General features: G+C 36.3%; 10 protein-coding genes and 2 riboswitches. Of the genes, 5 read left to right on the top strand and 5 right to left on the bottom strand.

Annotated features, from left to right (window positions below):
* Positions 1 to 2: 2 nt before the first annotated feature.
* The 3 genes from H514_RS0101895 to H514_RS0101885 all read left to right on the top strand — a co-directional run bounded on the left by H514_RS0101895 (position 3) and on the right by H514_RS0101885 (position 2,207).
* A complete protein-coding gene (locus tag H514_RS0101895; RefSeq protein WP_027445418.1) occupies positions 3 to 440 on the top strand; it encodes a PTS sugar transporter subunit IIA in 438 nt (145 codons plus the stop codon).
* Between the two features lies 1 nt (position 441).
* A complete protein-coding gene (locus H514_RS0101890; RefSeq protein ID WP_027445417.1) occupies positions 442 to 1,590 on the top strand; it encodes a mannitol-1-phosphate 5-dehydrogenase in 1,149 nt (382 codons plus the stop codon).
* Positions 1,591 to 1,733: 143 nt separating this feature from the next.
* A complete protein-coding gene (locus H514_RS0101885) occupies positions 1,734 to 2,207 on the top strand; it encodes a hypothetical protein (protein ID WP_027445416.1) in 474 nt (157 codons plus the stop codon).
* A 66-nt stretch (positions 2,208 to 2,273) separates the two neighbouring features.
* Here H514_RS0101885 and H514_RS0101880 read toward each other — a convergent pair whose 3' ends face one another.
* From H514_RS0101880 to H514_RS0101865, 3 genes are all read right to left on the bottom strand, one after another.
* The gene (locus tag H514_RS0101880) at positions 2,274 to 2,690 is read right to left on the bottom strand and encodes an immunity 70 family protein (protein ID WP_027445415.1); all 417 of its coding nucleotides are present in this window, start codon (positions 2,688 to 2,690) and stop codon (positions 2,274 to 2,276) included.
* Between the two features lie 1,011 nt (positions 2,691 to 3,701).
* Complete coding sequence (locus tag H514_RS0101870) at positions 3,702 to 4,283, bottom strand: SMI1/KNR4 family protein (RefSeq protein WP_027445413.1); 582 nt, start codon at positions 4,281 to 4,283, stop codon at positions 3,702 to 3,704.
* Between the two features lie 102 nt (positions 4,284 to 4,385).
* The gene (locus tag H514_RS0101865) at positions 4,386 to 6,578 is read right to left on the bottom strand and encodes a leucine-rich repeat domain-containing protein (protein WP_027445412.1); all 2,193 of its coding nucleotides are present in this window, start codon (positions 6,576 to 6,578) and stop codon (positions 4,386 to 4,388) included.
* Between the two features lie 143 nt (positions 6,579 to 6,721).
* Positions 6,722 to 6,807: riboswitch (cyclic di-GMP riboswitch) on the bottom strand.
* 680 nt (positions 6,808 to 7,487) lie between these two features.
* Positions 7,488 to 7,575, top strand: a riboswitch (cyclic di-GMP riboswitch).
* A gap of 69 nt (positions 7,576 to 7,644) precedes the next feature.
* On the opposite strand from H514_RS0101865, the gene H514_RS0101855 reads away from it, so the two are divergent.
* On the top strand, positions 7,645 to 12,051 hold the full coding sequence (locus H514_RS0101855) for an S-layer homology domain-containing protein (RefSeq protein WP_027445410.1): 4,407 nt from the start codon (positions 7,645 to 7,647) through the stop codon (positions 12,049 to 12,051).
* A 49-nt stretch (positions 12,052 to 12,100) separates the two neighbouring features.
* On the opposite strand, the gene H514_RS23825 is transcribed toward H514_RS0101855, so the two are convergent.
* Positions 12,101 to 13,606 carry a DUF5050 domain-containing protein gene (locus H514_RS23825; protein ID WP_051254982.1) on the bottom strand — a complete coding sequence of 502 codons (1,506 nt, stop codon included), beginning with the start codon at positions 13,604 to 13,606 and terminating at the stop codon, positions 12,101 to 12,103.
* Positions 13,607 to 13,877: 271 nt separating this feature from the next.
* Between H514_RS23825 and H514_RS0101845 the strand changes: the two genes are divergently transcribed.
* Positions 13,878 to 15,431: a S8 family peptidase gene (locus H514_RS0101845; RefSeq protein WP_027445409.1), complete on the top strand. Its 1,554-nt coding sequence runs from the start codon at positions 13,878 to 13,880 to the stop codon at positions 15,429 to 15,431.
* 77 nt (positions 15,432 to 15,508) lie between these two features.
* Here H514_RS0101845 and H514_RS22270 read toward each other — a convergent pair whose 3' ends face one another.
* Complete coding sequence (locus H514_RS22270) at positions 15,509 to 17,296, bottom strand: methyl-accepting chemotaxis protein (protein ID WP_051254981.1); 1,788 nt, start codon at positions 17,294 to 17,296, stop codon at positions 15,509 to 15,511.
* Positions 17,297 to 17,338 lie beyond the last annotated feature (42 nt).

Here is a 17,338-nt window from a genome sequence, read left to right as displayed (position 1 = left end):
ACATGTCTAACAACATTTTAAAACCAGAAAATATCGTACTGAATAAAGAGCTTAACAATAAAGAGGAAGCGATCCGTTACGTTGGAGGCATCCTAAACGAGCAAGGCTATGTTAGCCCGGAATACATCGACGAAATGATTAAACGCGAAGAAATCACTTCCACGTTCATGGGGAACTATGTAGCAATCCCACACGGAACAGAAGATGCGAAAAAAGCTGTTCACGAAACAGGAATTTCTGTCGTAACCGTCCCTGGAGGCGTTGATTTCGGTGATGGTAACATTGTAAAACTTCTAATCGGTATCGCTGGAAAAGGTGACGAACACCTTGAAATCCTATCTCAGATCGCAATCGTTTGCTCTGAAGAAGAAAACATTCAAAAGATCATTGATGCGGAGACAAAAGAAGAAGTCATTTCTATGTTCAGCGAGGTGAACTAATATGAAAGCAGTCCACTTCGGAGCCGGAAACATTGGACGCGGATTTATCGGAGCACTACTCGACCAAGCGAACTACGAGACCATTTTTGTAGACGTAAATGACACATTAATTGATGAACTAAATAACCGTAAGGGCTACACAGTGGATCTAGCTGGAAGTGATGAAACCATCGAGGTCCAAAACGTAAGTGGTCTCAACAGCATGACTCAACAAAATGAAGTGATTCAAGCGATCGCAGAAGCTGACCTGATCACAACAGCTGTGGGTCCTCACATTCTGCCAGCTATCTCAAAGGTCTTAGCTCAAGGACTCGAAAAACGCTTGGTTGAAAACCGTGGACCTGTAAATGTAATCGCCTGTGAAAACATGATCGGTGGCAGTGAAGCCTTGCGTACTCATGTACTTGAAAATCTTGACGAAGCAAAGCATGAAATACTAGACGAAACAGTAGGCTTCCCAAATGCAGCTGTTGATCGCATTGTCCCAGACCAAAACAATGACGATCCTTTAACGGTAAAAGTGGAACCTTATTTTGAGTGGGTTGTTGAAACACCTCTCATTAAAGGGGAGCAACCAAACGTAGATGGAATCACCTATGTAGAGGACTTAACCCCTTACATTGAGCGAAAGCTATTCACCGTTAACACAGGACACGCCGCAGCCGCTTACCTCGGACATTATCACGGTCACAAGACGATTAAGCAAGCTATGGATGACCCTACAATTTTAGAAAAAGTACGCGGAACACTAAAGGAAACTGGATCTGTCTTAATTGAAAAATATAATTTTGATGAATCACAACACGAAGCCTATATTGAAAAAATCATCGAACGCTTCCTTAACCCAGACCTTTCAGATGAAGTTACACGTGTAGGTCGTGGCCCTAAGCGCAAACTTGGACCAAAAGATCGTCTAGTTCGACCAGCTTCAGAGCATATTGAAACGGTTGGAAAAGATCCAGAGTATCTAGCTGAGGTAATTGCCTCTGCCCTACTTTATCAAAATGAGAGTGATCAAGAGGCGAAGGAATTGCAGGAAGTAGTGCGAAATCAAGGCGCGCTTCAAGCATTGCAGCAGGTAGCTGAGCTTGATCAAGGGAATCGTTTGGTTAGTGTTGTTAGTGAGCAAATACACAGATTGACTAACTAAATAAGTAGTTCTTATAATCGGTCTCCTCTTACCCAAAAGAGAGGGGCCGATTATTTTTATTGTAAAAGATCATTTAAGATAAACTAATGAAATGTCGAAATTATAATGGGGTAAAACAATTTATGCTAAGGAGTTAAAAACTAATGAAGAAACCTTTATTGCTCATTACAATTGTAGGCATTGGTCTTATCACTTTATTTACCTTCAAAACGTCATTAGGTAATGATGATATAAAAGTGGAATTTAACCAAGAAATCCATCAAACCAAATCTATGAAAGAATTAAATACCACTTTAACGAAGATGGGATATGACGTTTGGGACAAGAAAATGTTGTTTATTGTTTCTGAAAAAAGTGATCCAAACCCTCCCATAGTTAACTATACGCGAAAATCAGATATAGCCGTATATGATATCTATAATATGAAATCAATTACTTCGGCACTAAAAATTTTAGAACTTGATTACGATATAGACTTAACAAAGAAGGCTATGGAAAAAATACTTACGATGAGATCCAAAAAAGATGAATATCTCAGCTATAAAGGTGTAACGTTCCAATTCTTCGATTCTAAAATTGGGGATGAACCATTCTCTACAGGTATTCAATTTTTTTAGATCCAGATAGATTAGTGGAATTTAAAAAAACTGGTTGGCTAAATCAACCAACCAGGTTTAAAGGAATTAAATACTTTCAATCTCAATATCTACCTTTTCATACTCAGCATCTTTCAATGCCATAACTAAAACCTCAAACATATCTCTGCCATCACTTGTAACAAAGTAATTCGCTAAGCTAGTTATAGTAGAACTAATATTTTGGCCCCAGGGTGGTTGTTTTGAAGTATCTTCTATATCCCATATCACCTTATCAGGAGTGAATGATTTTAATTTCGAACGCACTTCCCCCACTTCTGTTAATGCTTTCGGAACATCCTTCCATGAGAGTTTTCCTTGATAAAGTTCATTCATTAAATATGGATATTCACTCCCCCAGCCATTCGGTTCCAAATGATAACTAATTGTTGAAAAAAATGAATGAAGGAAATCACCATGACCTACTTGGTACCATAAGAAATCTATTTTAAAACCAACAGCCAATTTAGATCACCTCTTAATTGTTCCATAGTCCCCTAGAGAAAGTATCATCGTCACTATAGTTCTGAAACAGAGCTCATATATTTAATAAAAAACTCGAAGTACTCCAACCATTAAAATATGTTGGAAGACTAAATTCAAGCTGTTCTAGTAAAAGACTACTTTATCAAAAGCGCAATAACTATACTAATTAATATAGCAATCGACATTATAACTTTGTGTAACTTATTTAATTTTCCTGATATTATCATTAAGATAAGGAACGATGTAAAGACTATAACAGATGTCATATCCCCATCAGTGTATAGTATAGGAAATATGATTAACATCATAACAACTGTTAATATAAAAATGTATTTTAAAAATGTTTTATATTTCATTTATGCTGTTACAGGAATAGCTACAGGCCCGCGATCCAGAAAAAAGATAGCATAAATAATCACCGAACAGATGAAAACAACTTGAGTAATCACCAACACCTTATATGTAACACTATTCCTTCTACTCCTATGAGTTAAATATAATATTATTGCGGAGAAAATTAATGTGATAATTCCCTTTAAAGTAAAAGATTCCAAAACATTTAAGTACATAAGTATTATCATAATTACGATTGAATTGAAAAAAAAGCTTATAAAATAAAATAGAAGTCTACCATTCCATTTTATTGATTGAAAATCTTTTTTCCACAACCCAACTAACATTCTTATTCCAAAATATACGATCGATCCCCATAGAACGAGTGGGAGTAATGTGAAAAATATAAACCCAAAAATGACATCCATAAGCATAAAGTCCCTTCTAGTAATTTATTTTGAGAGTATATTGATAAAACCGAAGAACTAAATAGAATAAACAGATACTATCATGAATATACCCATGAAGTTTCGTTTGTTCTCCATTATTTTTTGCCTCCATCATGGCATCTATTATATAGAATCACTGCTTCTTTAAGTTCCAGAGAAAAACATCCGGAATTATTACAAATTCCAGCGTAACCTATCACTAATATGCTTAATCATCTAACAGATCATCATCCAACCATATTTCAACACCATCAAGTTCTAGATCATCGTTATCATCAATCTCTAAGATACTTAAGAACTCTACAAATGTTTGTGAAATTAAATGTAAATTTTCCTTATATGAATTTAGATCCGCTTCAACTTTTTCACCTAACATTAGCCTTGCTTGCAGCTCATTTTCATGATCCCAAATGAATACTTTCCCATCAGAATCTTCCTTAATTCCTATTAAAACTAAATCCCCTCCTACACACTCTCCTATCGGAATGAATGAACTAGGTATTCTATCACTATATCTATTCATGTGATAAGAAAGACAATCTAATCCATATAGTTCTTCAAGGATATGCCCACCTAACTCTGGTAATACCTTGGGTGAAATAGTTATATAGTTTTCAAAAAGCACTTGATTATAGAGCAAAAGGAATTCTTTGTAATCATCAGGGATACTGATACTAAACAGATTTTCTATCTTTCTTAAGTGTTCCATTTGTTGATCTTTATCGAAAGGTTTTTCAGATATACTTACTCCTAAATTAGATAATTCGTTAATAATTGGAGTTTCACTCATATTTAACCCCTCTCAAATCATAAATGTACGTCCTTAGTACAATTAATAATGAAAGAATTTAACACCCCCTCCCTCCTAGCAAGCAGGAAGAGGGCTACTATTTTATTCACTTCTCTTTAAAGGTTCTAATTCTACCTGTACATCTAAATTGTTCTTCAGCTCGATTACCTTTTCATATGGTTGGAAACCTTCTGCATTTATACGAAGTGTATAGGTACCTTTGCTTAATGACATGATGTCGAATTCACTGTAGTTTTTGTTAATTTCAGCATCTGTTTCTTGGCCCTCTTCATCTAACAACTGAATTTCATATTCCTTCACTTTAACTTGTGTGTCTTTGATTGTTACATTACCTTTAATTTGAAGGGGAAAGACGTACAAGTCTGTAGAAATAGCCTTGCCTGACTTAACTTCTATTTCCCTTGGAGCATCTTGAGTATAATGGGTTCCTTTGAATTGGATATGATACATCCCTGCAGGAACTTGTTTAGTCTTAAATCTTCCATTCTCATGGACAGTTGATGATGTTACTACTTCACCATCCTGATTCAGCAGTTGTACCTTAGCATTTTCTACATCTATGTGTTTTGTTTTGAGACTATACATACTAATAGAATAGTACCTACCATATAAGATTCCTTTGCCTTCTTCTATGGTTTTAGGCATTTGAAAATGAGCCCATAAATATTCATTTTGCTCTCTCAACTTTGACAATTGATCTTGAACTGTCTTACTTGTTGAGTCTAGTTGGTTAAATGAAATATCTAATAACCCCTTATATTTTTTATCTTTTACCATCTTTACTAAAGGAGAAATATCAGATATTTGATTATCATCTAAGTAGAGCCAGTAGAAATCATTCTCTAATTCCTGAAATACGGAAAGATCCTTTATATGATTATCTGTTAGAATCAAATTTTGGACTTTATTAAGTTCACTTAACACAGAAAGGTCTTCTATTTTATTCCCTTTCACATTAAGGAATGTTAAATTTTCTAGGTTTTCAAGTTCACTTATATCTGAGATCTTATTATGCTTTAGATGAAGTTTTTCTAATTGATCCATTCCTTTAAGAAAATCAAGTTCCTTAAGGTCCGTGTTATTAATAGAAAGACCCTTTAATCCTTTTACTTTGTTTATAGGACTGTAATCTGTAATATTATTATGAGAAATTTCCAAATTCCTCAAGCTTACCAATTCACCAATCCCCTCTAAGCTTTTTATGTTTCTATCATAAATCTCCAGGTTATAAAGTGTATCTACATCACTTGTATAAATCGGCACATCTTTTTCAATATGCTGAGACATCCTTACTACCTCTTCTAGATTAGGATCTTCAAAATGAAATTCTGTTCCATAACGAACTGTATAAACATGTTGTCTTAGATTATTAATTACATCCATCGCCTCATCGGACAATGGGTTCTGTAGTAGCGAAATATAATACAGTGTTCCTAAACTTCTTAATGGTTCTATATTTTCTATATTGTTAGAGTCCATATCTAACTTCCTTAAGTTAAACAGCTGAGCCAATGGATCAAGATTTTTTATTTTGTTTTGACTTGCATATAACACTTGAAGTTGACTTAATTCCTTTACAGGATCTAAGTCCGTGATGTTATTATTCCGTACATTAAGATACCTCAATTGTTTTAACTGTGAAATTGGTTGTAAGTCAGAAACTTGATTATTGGGCATATGTAATTCTTGAAGATTTATAGCCATTTCGAGACCTTCCAGACTTTTTATATTACTTTTACTAAGGTCTATCCCTCTTATATTTTCAAGGTCCTGTTTTGTTATATTCTTTGTTACCTTATCTAATTGTGATAGAAGTCTATCTTTTAAGTTAGGGTCAGGAATCTCCACAATATCTTCTTCGCTATATTCAGTTTCAAATTTCTTGAGGATTGGTTGAGAGAAGAATCTCCCTTCCTGGTCACTTAGGTAATGGGTGATCACAATATAATAAATATTCCCTTCTTTATAACCACCCTCTGGAGGATGAATAACAGCTTTTCTTCCATTATCTTTTGATTCCACTGTTACCGGAATAAGGTTATCTAAGCGATCCCCCACCAAAATATTCTTTTCAAAAAGCTTTTGCTTCATTGCTCGGTCAAAGGTGATTTCCCATTTTTTATGTATTGATACATCTGCCTCTGAATCCAATTCTTTAAAGGTAATCTTATCCTCTTCTACATTTTCATTAGCATAGGAAGTACCACCCCAATAAAAAAGAGAAATCATCACTAGTACAATTATTACTTTCACTTTTAACATCTGACGTTTCATTATTCTCCTCCTTTAAAAAGCAACCCGAAAAGCTTTAGGACAAAATTGAAGTTATATGTCTCTAACACAAAAACTCCGATATTTATTTACCACGGACATAGAACTACCGTGATAAACAAATATCGGAGCTTCGTATTTACTCATACGGCAACCGGCTGTCTTAGTAAAACGATACTTTAGACCCGTGGCTTTGCGTCCTTGCCTTTCGACAAGTTTGCCCTTTTCATTAATTTTGTAGGTTTTTAGTCTTGATACTTATTAAGCATATCATAAATTCTAATTATTTCGAAAGCGGATTCACAAAAAATCAAATATAACAAGACCCCTGCTTTATAGATGGTAGCGAGGTATCTTTATTAGGATTCTAACTTCTCCTTTTAATGATATTGAACACTTTGAATGACCATTAAAGAAAATACTATATAGATTAGTATATATATTACATTGAGGATATAGTTGATGAGCGCTAGTCTAGATGAATCTAACCTCACTCTTTGAAATACAATTAAAATAATTGGTGGCAAAATGGATACCAATAGATAGTTCTTCGCAAAATCACTATATACTAATGCTAGTATCAGGACATAGTTTAAAACACTAAGAAAAAATATTATTTTAGTTTGCATATAACCGCTCCTTAGAATGGCATTTACATAAACATTAAAATGCATGTACCACAAAATTAATTTAATTTAGTACATTTCCCCTACATTTCGACAGTGATCGACAATTTTTGTGGTTAGGAATTCATGGATTATACACCACATTTTCCAATTTAATCAATAAAAACAATACGATAAGTCCATTCTACAAATAAATATATCATAACCGATATACCTACAAAATTTGACTTCTAGTGAAAAGAACTTATTATAAATATAGTAATTTTCTATCAACTTCATACCAAAAAGTTGTCAAAGGCAAAATCGTCGAAAGGCGATGACGCAAAGCCACGGATCTACTGTCTAATAAAGACCATGACCGCCGGGCTACCACCATTCGTGAGGGTCTTGTGTGCTTTTTTTGGCAACAAGGCTTTTTTATGTTTAAGAGGAGGGGTTTTATTTTGAAGAAAGTAGTATCATTTTTTACAGCCATGTTGCTCGTTTTCACTACTTTATTTAGTGATTTAGTAACATCACCAGAAAAGGTTTCAGCAGGTGAATTAGCTAACTTAGCCTTAAATGAAGACCTAACAGACTGGGTTATGGATGAGCCAAACAATCAAATTTATGCTGTAACAAGTACAGGAACACTCCACTTTATATCATTAAGTTCTCTAAGCATTGAATCTTCCCTTGATTTAGCAGCTAGTAGCCCAAGTGAACTTGATATGTATAGTGGCACGCTTTATGTAACGTTTGCAGGAAACAATTTAATTAAAACGGTCGATATTTCAACAAAAGCTTTAGAAAGAGATATAAATGTACTTAATGCGCCAAATGAAATTGCGGTACATGGAAATCAACTGATCTATGCAGATGGTAGATTGTATTCTTATAATCTTGATACGGATCAGGAAACTGAAATTGTTTTGCCAGAAGACGAAGGTGCATACTCACCTTACGAGCAAGCTAGTCTAAAGGTAGACCATAATACGGACACCCTTTATGTTGGAGAATCGAATATGACAGGTTCTGTTATTGATGCTATTTCAACTACAGACTATAGCTTAAAGACTCGTTCCACTTATGATGATGGATACGGTTTTTCATTACCTGAACGAAAAATCGTCTTAGATAATCAAGAGATCTTTTACGCAGGTAAACGTCTAGATGCAAACAACCTAGAAAATATCAAGGGAACTTATGTTGATGATGCAGACACTTCAAAAGAAACAGCATATGAAGTCATAGGGAATTATGTATTTACAGATAATGACATCTTTACCAGAATGACTTTTGAAAAGGTAGCAGATTTACCTTTTGAGACAGAGTTCATTCTAGGATCAAGCATGACAAACGTTTATATGTTTAATCCTGCAGATCAAACGATTTATCAATACTCATTTAACCCTCAATCAACTGACAGCACGACTACCACTTCGAACAATCGTTTACTTTTAAACGATCAGCTTAGTGATTGGGAATATGACGAAACAAATCAAAGGCTTTACGGCATTTCTCAAGAAAGCAATACGCTCTATTACATTAATCCAGATACCATGGAAGTAGAGAATAAAAAGTTTGTAGGTTCAATGCCTTCAGATATTGATCTAGTAAATAATGAACTTTTTATTGCCAACTTTGGTGGCACGAACATCACCCGAGAATCAACTACATACCAGCCATCAACTACTAATGATATTAATAACGAACCCGTCACTTACCTAACAACAAAGCAAAACCCATATAATATCACAACTGATGGGACTTCTACTCTTTTTTACGCACCTGAAGATCAGCATATAAATTTACATCATATTGATTTATCAACGGAGACTGAACAACTAGTCCCAAATAACTTTAGTAATCTAGATACATTCTATGAAGCTGATATAGAATTAGATGCTACTAACGATACCCTTTATATTGGAGAGTCAGGAAGCACTGGTTCGCAACTTTTCTCAATAGATGCATCAACTTTTGGGGCAATAAAGGAAAGTAGCCAGGATTTCTCTACTCCAAACCGAGAAGTGATTTTAGATGGTTCAGACATCTTTTATGCTATGAATCAGTTTGATACAAGTGCATTAACTACTACTAACTTATACACTGACCCAATTATCTATGTGAATGCTAACTATGTATTCACAAAAACAGCCGTGTATGAGCGAGGCACCACCACAAAGGTGGCTGACTTCCCATGTACAGTTAATCTTGTAACAACAGACTCCACTGGCAGAGTTTTTGCTCAACCTGAAGATAAATCGGTAATCTATCGCTTTGACTCTGCAAGTAAAGTTGGGGCCATTCAACCAACCAACTTCACAGCGAATTTTAACGTTAGCGATGAATTCATCTTAGATTGGGATACGATGACTGCTGATGATTATACGGTAGAGTATAAAACATCTGGTATGTCGTATTTCGATACACTTAAAAATTCTTTAACAGAATCACAACTTCAAGTCACACCAAGCCAATTTAAACCTTGGTTTGGAGATACCGTCACATTCCGTGTTACAACCAACATTTGTGATATACAATCTAATCCAGCTCAAAAGGTTTACGAGTTTGTGATAAAAGCTCCTGAAAATCAACAATATGCAGAGAACACTAAAGGTGAGCACTTATTAACTTGGGATGCTGTACCTTACATGGAAGGATATAGAGTCTATTATAAGGATACCGAATCTGTATCAAGCATTAATAATCTCTTCACCGAGACACAAGCCAATGTAACAGAACAAGCATTAGGCGAATGGCAAGGTAAGACATTGCAACTTGCAGTAGTATCTACGATCAATGGTTTAGAATCGGATCAAACCTATAACATTACAAAAACCTTTGATGTAGTACCACCAAAGAACTTGCAATATGCATTAAATGAACAAGGGCAACACATTTTATCTTGGGATGGCGTTCCTTACACTGAGGGATACACGATCTATTACAAAGAAGAGGGATCCACATCGATCTCTAGTTTCGATCAACTTATCTCAGGTACACAATTAGATGTAACAGATAAAGCAACTGGCGAATGGCAAGACAAAACAATGCAATTTGCTGTAACATCAAACGTTAACGGTGCTGAATCTACTCAAACATTTGATGTAACACAATCCTTTGACGTTCAGTCACCGAACAATTTGAAACTCACAGCTAATGCTGAAGGACAATTTTTCTTAACTTGGGATGCTAATGCCTATGCAGATGGATACAATCTATACTTCCAAGAGGATGGAGCTACAACTATCTCTAGTCTTGGGAATGCATTGACAGAAACGCAATACGATGTGACAAGCTATGTCACTGGTGATTGGATGGGTAAAACACTTAATTTTGCAGTAACAGCAAAATTAAATGGTACAGAATCTAGTCAGTCATTTTCACTAACAAAAACGTTTGATGGATCTAGCAGCTCGCCATCTGATGATACATCAACTGATACTTCTGGATCTACTGATGGTGATTCTACTGGGGATAGTAATACTGATACCTCAAATGATAGTACTAATGATACAACTGAGGATCCAACTCAAGAGGAATCCAATACTGAGGATGACTCATCTTATAACAGTACACCTGTCATTATTGATGATAATTACGAAGAAGATGAAGAGGATAATCAAGAGACTGAACTTACTGATGAAGAGATTGATGAAGTCATCGAGCACATTCTTGAAGGAGAAGACGGAGAAACAACAGCTGAAATTGAAGTTGAAGTATTCGACAAGGATATCTTTATCAAACGTACTACAACACAGCCTATAGAAATTTATGAATATGAGAGCGAAAATGATTCTGATTATGTAGACTTCTCCATTTCTAAGTCCTTCCTTGATAGTGCCAAGGAAGAAGAAGGAGAGGAAAAACACCTTTATATTAAATCAAATAGTGGGTCCTATCAGCTTCCATTAGAAATGACTGACTTCAGTGATATTAGTGAGGATGCTAAGATTGAAGTAAGTATACGTGAATCATCAGATAATGTTCAAGAGTCTATCAGTAGACATATTGATGGTGATGAGGACCTTGAACTAGTATCACGACCAATGAATTTTGAAGTGAATATCATTGAAGACGACACTGTAACAAAAATTGAATCCTTTGGCACACAGTATGTAGAACGTAGCATTGTACTAGACCGTGAAGTAGATGCTGATCAAACACTTGTTGTTACCTATAATGAAGAGACAGATTCCATTTATACGGTTCCAGCGCGTATTGAAATTGATGAAGATGGAAATACCGTAGCAATCTTCAACCGAAACGGAAATAGTACCTACGCTGTTCTTCAGATGAAAGATAAAACATTCAAAGATATTCAAGATCATTGGGCCAAAAAAGAAATTGAATCATTAGCTTCTCAATTAATTATCGAGGGCAGAAGCAACGGAAACTTTGATCCTGAAGCGAACGTTACTCGCGCCGAATATGCTGTGCTTTTAACACGAGCAATGGGATTAACACCTAATAAGGATACAAAAGTACCTTATGAAGATGTTTCAAAAGATGATTGGTACTACACTCAATTACAATCTGCTATACAAGCCAATCTATTAGGCGGCTATAATAATGATCAGTTTAAACCTAATCAAGCTCTTACTCGTGAAGAATTGATGGAAATGACAGCTAGAGCTTTAATTTTCGTAAATGGTGAAATGGAATTCAAGATTGATACACTAACTACTTATCATGATGCGAATAAACTGAAGAAAACATCATTAGAGTATGTTTCTGCGGTTATACAAGCAGGTATTATTCAAGGAACTTCACAAAATAATCTTTTACCAAATAACACAACAACACGTGCAGAAAGTGCAGTCGTTCTAAAACGATTAATGAGTAAGTTTTATTTTAATAATTAGTAGCAAAAAGGACGTCCAAACTTCGGACGTCCTTTTTACATATCATATTCTACTTAGTCTGTTCTTCTTTTTGTACTTCAGAAAACGTAATCGTCACAGGAAACTGATGACGATCCTCCCCGTTCTTTCTTATCTTATACCACTGATATGTTCCATCTTCTTTATACATACTATAGTATAGCCAGTCACCATGAATCATGACTGAACCTCCATAACCATTAGCGTCTAATTCTTCATGAACAGTCCCATCAAGAGAGCACGTATTCAGGCTACCATTCTCACGGCTAATATAATAAACACGCTCGTCTGAAATATTAAAACCAATCATCGATTCATCTAATACTTTTTCCTGTTGGCTTCCGTCTAAGTTCATTTTATAGAGATGATTTTGGTCAAACTCATTCACATAGTACATTTTGTCCTCGTACACAGCAAAGTACGTTACCATTTCGGATGTGAGTTTCGTCTTCTGTGTTCCATCCGTTTTGATGCGATAGAAGCCACCACTTTTTGAATCTACATAATAGATCCAACCTTGGTGTACAGCCGATGTGTACGGTGAACTTGTTTCTGTGATTTTGACTAACTGTGATCCGTCTGTTTTCGCTTTATAAATTGCTTCTTTTTCAGGGTTTGTGTAGTACATCCAATCATCAACTACATGCAGATACATGGCAGGTGCGTTAACAAGCTTTTGACGGTCTGAACCATCCTTCTTAACCTTATAAATAGATAAGTTGTCTTGGGCATTTGAATAATAAATCCAATCACCAATTACATTTAAAAAAGCAACATTATTCTCCTGATCGGAAGCTACACGATTCACATATCGCTCATTCTCAGAAACCTTCCAAATCCCAGCGTCACCAAAGTAAACCCAATCGCCTGATTTCGCAAAGTTACCGCTATTGATGATATTAGATAGCTTATTTCCGTACTCATGTGGAACAAACGCTTCATTTAAGTGACGTGCCAAGAACGCTGAGAATTCCTGACGTGTAATATTCTTTTTGGGGCGGAATGTATCGTCTGGATAACCGATCGTAATGCGATTACTAGCTAAAGCAGAAATATAGGCTTTTGCCCAATGCTTTTCGTTTACATCGGTAAAAGCAACCTCAGTTTGACTTTGTAGATCATAAGCTTCTGATAAAATTTTTGCCATTTGAGCGCGAGTTAAAGGTGCATTTGGAGCAAACTTTCCATTCCCTACACCATTTATAATTTGTAGCTCTTTCGCTTTGGCGATCTCCTTATAACCTGAGAACCCTTTTGGAACATCCGTGAAGTTTGGATCTTGCACTTCTGATAAATCCACTTCCATCTCTCGAATGATCATACGCACTGCGTCGACTCTTTTAATCTCTGCTAGTGGTTTGAAGGTCGTTTCAGAGAATCCATTGATTACCTCTAAGTTATGTAAGTACTGGATCTCCTCTTCAAATCGAACTAAATCTTGAAAGGTAGTCGTCTTTTCAGCAGTCACTTCAGGTAAGTCCGTATGAAGAACTGTTAAGAAGACTAGTATTCCTATTATGATTCTTTTGACATTCATGTTGTTGAAACTCTCCCACTTCTTTGTAATATTTTTGTTACATTTTGATTTTACGTGGGATTTTGTAGGGGATAAATAGTAATCTACTAGTAATGGTGGGTTATTATTCCATGTTAACTTTTAGTGACTAACTCTAAATAGTTATAATTTACTATTTAAAAGCAGTGATAAAAGTACTATTAATCTGAAAATTGAAAATTTATAGAGGGGAATTTTGAATTATCTCGAAATAAAAATAGGTGTAGTAAAAAAATTCACAGGGAGGAAGAACATGAAGAAATTTTTAGCTATTTTGATGAGTTTAGTGGTTATCCTAGGAATCACTTCTCCAACTATGGGTAACGCAGAGGAAGAAACAACAAAGTTCACAGTAGTCTTTAAAGACAGTAGCATTCCTGGGAATGCTAAAAAGACAATAAAGGACCTAGGAGGAACGATTATATACGAAGTTCCTGAAATTGGTCTTGTACAAGTAGAAGCCCCTGTTGGTTTCGCGAGTAACGCAATCAACAATAGTTCAATTGTTGCGGCTAACCCATCCTTACAATATGAATTGCCAGATGGCAAATCAATAGAGATGGAAATGGCCGAAGAGCAAGATGAAACAAACAATAATGGTAACGGAAAAGGAAAGGGTAAAACTACTACTTCGTCTGAAACCCTTTTAGAGGATGCGTCTCTCTTTGACCTTTACCAGTGGGATATTCAACGCCTAACAAATGATGGCGCTACTTTTGCTGAACATAGCGGAAGTCACGATGTTGTAGTAGGGATTATTGACTCTGGTATCGACTTAAACCACCCAGATGTTCAAAAGAACCTACTTCCAGGCTCTAAAAACTTTGTTCCAGCCGGCGGCATCTACGGTGTAGACACTTCTGAAACTGGCGACATTAACGATGTTCAGGACCGTAATGGCCACGGTACTCACGTTGCCGGAAGTATCGCTGGTAACGGTGCTATGCTAGGTGTTGCACCTGATGTTGGATTCCAATCATACCGTGTGTTTGGTGCTGAAGGCGGCGCATATAGTGCTTGGATTATGAGTGCAATTGTTGCAGCTGCAAATGATGGTGTAGACGTTATTAACATGAGTCTAGGCGGTATTTATTCTAAAGGTCAGGTTTATTACAACAATCCTGTTACAGGTGAAAAAGAACGTCTAGGTAGCGATATCGCAGAGTACGTTGCATATATGCGTGCGGCTAAATATGCAGAAAGCAAAGGTACATTAATCGTTTCTTCTGCCGGTAACGATGCAATTGATGCTAAGAGTCCTAAGACTGTAACAGAGTTAGCTAATGATAATTATGGTGAGTTAGGATACGAGTTCCAAGGTGCTAGCGTTTATGCTCCAGCGGATATTCCAAACGTTGTGACAGTATCAGCTACGGGTCCACAAGATGAGTTAGCGGTTTATTCTACTTATGGAAATGGATATGTAGATGTAGCGGCTCCAGGTGGTAACTATGACCTAATGCTGCAGTATGAGGCTGAAGGTAAATCTGATGAGTATATGAATAACATGCTTTATGCAACTGAATTTGCATTTAGCTCCGTACCTGTTCTGAATTACATTACGAACGAAGATGGTCTTGTGGTTGATTATGAATATACTCGACCTAGCTATAGTTGGTATGTAGGTACTTCAATGGCTTCTCCAAAAGTAGCAGCAATTGCAGCTCTTTTATATGATGAGCATGAAGGTGCTTCACCAAGTGACATTAAAGTTATGCTAAAGCAAACAGCTGAAGATATTGGTGTTGAAGGCCACGATGAAAAATTCGGACATGGTCTAACAACAGTGTACTCGGCATTTGAATAAAGATAGTAAAAAACCTCTCCGATTATGGAGAGGTTTTTCTAATCAAAGGAGATTAGAGATAGTAGCTCATTTAATTGTTACATTCTAAACTTACTCGCCATCCCCTGCAGTTCCTGCGCCTGCTCAGCTAACTGCTGTGTAGCCCCCGAAACTTCTTCCATTGAAGCATTTTGTTCCTCAGCAGCACTCGCAACTTCTTGAGTAGCTCCTGATGCTTCTTGGGTAATGCTTGTAATGGTATCCATCGCATTTGTTAGATTCTCAGTCCCACTGTTGATCGTTTCTACTGAGTTGCTCACTTCACTCATTTGATTCGCGATATCCGTAATAGACTGGTGTATCTTTTCAAAAGTTTGACCAGCGTAATTCACCACATCCAAGCCTTCTTTTACAGCTTGTTCGCCTTCTCCCATGGAAGTTACTGCATCTTCGGTACTTACCTGAATGTCTTTAATTAATCCGCTAATTTCTTGAGCCGAATTATTCGATTGCTCGGCAAGCTTTCTTACCTCATCCGCAACTACAGCGAAACCTTTACCGTGCTCCCCTGCTCTAGCCGCTTCAATCGCTGCATTTAAGGCTAGTAGATTTGTCTGTTCTGCAATATCCGTAATTAAGGAAACAATCGAGCCAATCTCATTTGATTTCTCATTTAAGGAAGCAATGACCTTTCCTGTATTTCCTGTATTCTCACTAATAATGCTCATTTGTTCAATAGCCTGCTGGATATTCTCTTTTCCGTCACTTGCTTGATTTGCTGTTTCCATTGAAGACTCATGAACCTGGTCTACTACTCGATGGATCTTTCCAATGTCATCATATATCGTACGAACTAATTCTGACGACTCTTCCACTTTACTGCTTTGATCCTCAGCTCCACTAGAAACGTTTTGTATAGAACCTGCAATTTGTTCTGATGCAGTAGATGTTTCAGCAGCATTTGCACTTAACTGTTCAGAAGACGCAGCAACTTGCTCTGATGTTTCTAACACATTGGAAACAAGCTCTTTTAGGCTGATGACCATGGCATTATAGCTTCCTGCGAGTCTACCAATCTCATCATTACTTTTAACTTCGAGCGTTTCCATTGATAGGTCACCATTCGCCACATTAGCCATTCCTTCATTTACCCTATTGAGGTTTTTGCTAATACGAGTGATGTAGAAGAAAACAAAGCTTAATGCAACTAGTAATGCTACTCCTGCAATAATTAACGTATTTGTTTTAACACCATCACGGATGAGCCCAGAAAGCTTATACATGCTAAAGTCCATCCCTAAGACGCCAATTACTTCACCATTTTTCGTTACTGTTTTGGCTAGGGTGATCGTTGATTTACCAGTACCTGTATCGCGATAAGGTTCCGTATAAATCACTTTACCATCAGCTTCCATAGCTTGCGTGTACCATTCACGCTGACGAGGATCGAACTTATTTAAGTTGACCTCTTCAGGCGGAATATTGGATAAGTAGAATTCTCCTTTTTCAGCAGTAGCTAAGTATAGATTAATAATGTAGTCACTTTCGCTTGCAAGGTTATTCAAATGATCCTCATAGAACTCTGTTTTCTGAGGGTCATTCACACTTGGCATGTTCGAAATACTATTCTCTACCTCATTGGAAAACTCATAGTTCTTATAGTCCATCTCAGAACTTTTTCCTATAGATGAAAGCATCTTTTCATGCTCTTGAAAGACTTCCTTAACCTTATCACTATTCTCCTCTAATACTTCTTTCGGGATGATGGCTTGACCTAAAATACTGGTATTATTATAAAAAATGAATCCTAGAATCGATATAGGTAATAGTAAAAGCACGGTCATGGCTACCATCATTTTTGCACGAATCGATTTAAATAATTTCATTTTGATTTCCCCCTGTGTATCCAAATCAATTTGTTTAAGGAA

Source organism: Pontibacillus marinus BH030004 = DSM 16465 (assembly GCF_000425225.1).
GTDB classification, from domain to species: Bacteria; Bacillota; Bacilli; order Bacillales; family BH030062; genus Pontibacillus; species Pontibacillus marinus.
This window is presented reverse-complemented; position numbering and strand designations above follow the sequence as displayed.

Bases quoted from the DNA above. Each gene is read 5' to 3' on its own strand.
- H514_RS0101895 (WP_027445418.1), top strand. From the start codon at position 3: ATGTCTAACAACATTTTAAAACCAGAAAATATCGTACTGAATAAAGAG.
- H514_RS0101890 (WP_027445417.1), top strand. From the start codon at position 442: ATGAAAGCAGTCCACTTCGGAGCCGGAAACATTGGACGCGGATTTATC.
- H514_RS0101885 (WP_027445416.1), top strand. From the start codon at position 1,734: ATGAAGAAACCTTTATTGCTCATTACAATTGTAGGCATTGGTCTTATC.
- H514_RS0101870 (WP_027445413.1), bottom strand. From the start codon at position 4,283: ATGAGTGAAACTCCAATTATTAACGAATTATCTAATTTAGGAGTAAGT.
- H514_RS0101865 (WP_027445412.1), bottom strand. From the start codon at position 6,578: ATGAAACGTCAGATGTTAAAAGTGAAAGTAATAATTGTACTAGTGATG.
- H514_RS23825 (WP_051254982.1), bottom strand. From the start codon at position 13,606: ATGAATGTCAAAAGAATCATAATAGGAATACTAGTCTTCTTAACAGTT.
- H514_RS0101845 (WP_027445409.1), top strand. From the start codon at position 13,878: ATGAAGAAATTTTTAGCTATTTTGATGAGTTTAGTGGTTATCCTAGGA.
- H514_RS22270 (WP_051254981.1), bottom strand. From the start codon at position 17,296: ATGAAATTATTTAAATCGATTCGTGCAAAAATGATGGTAGCCATGACC.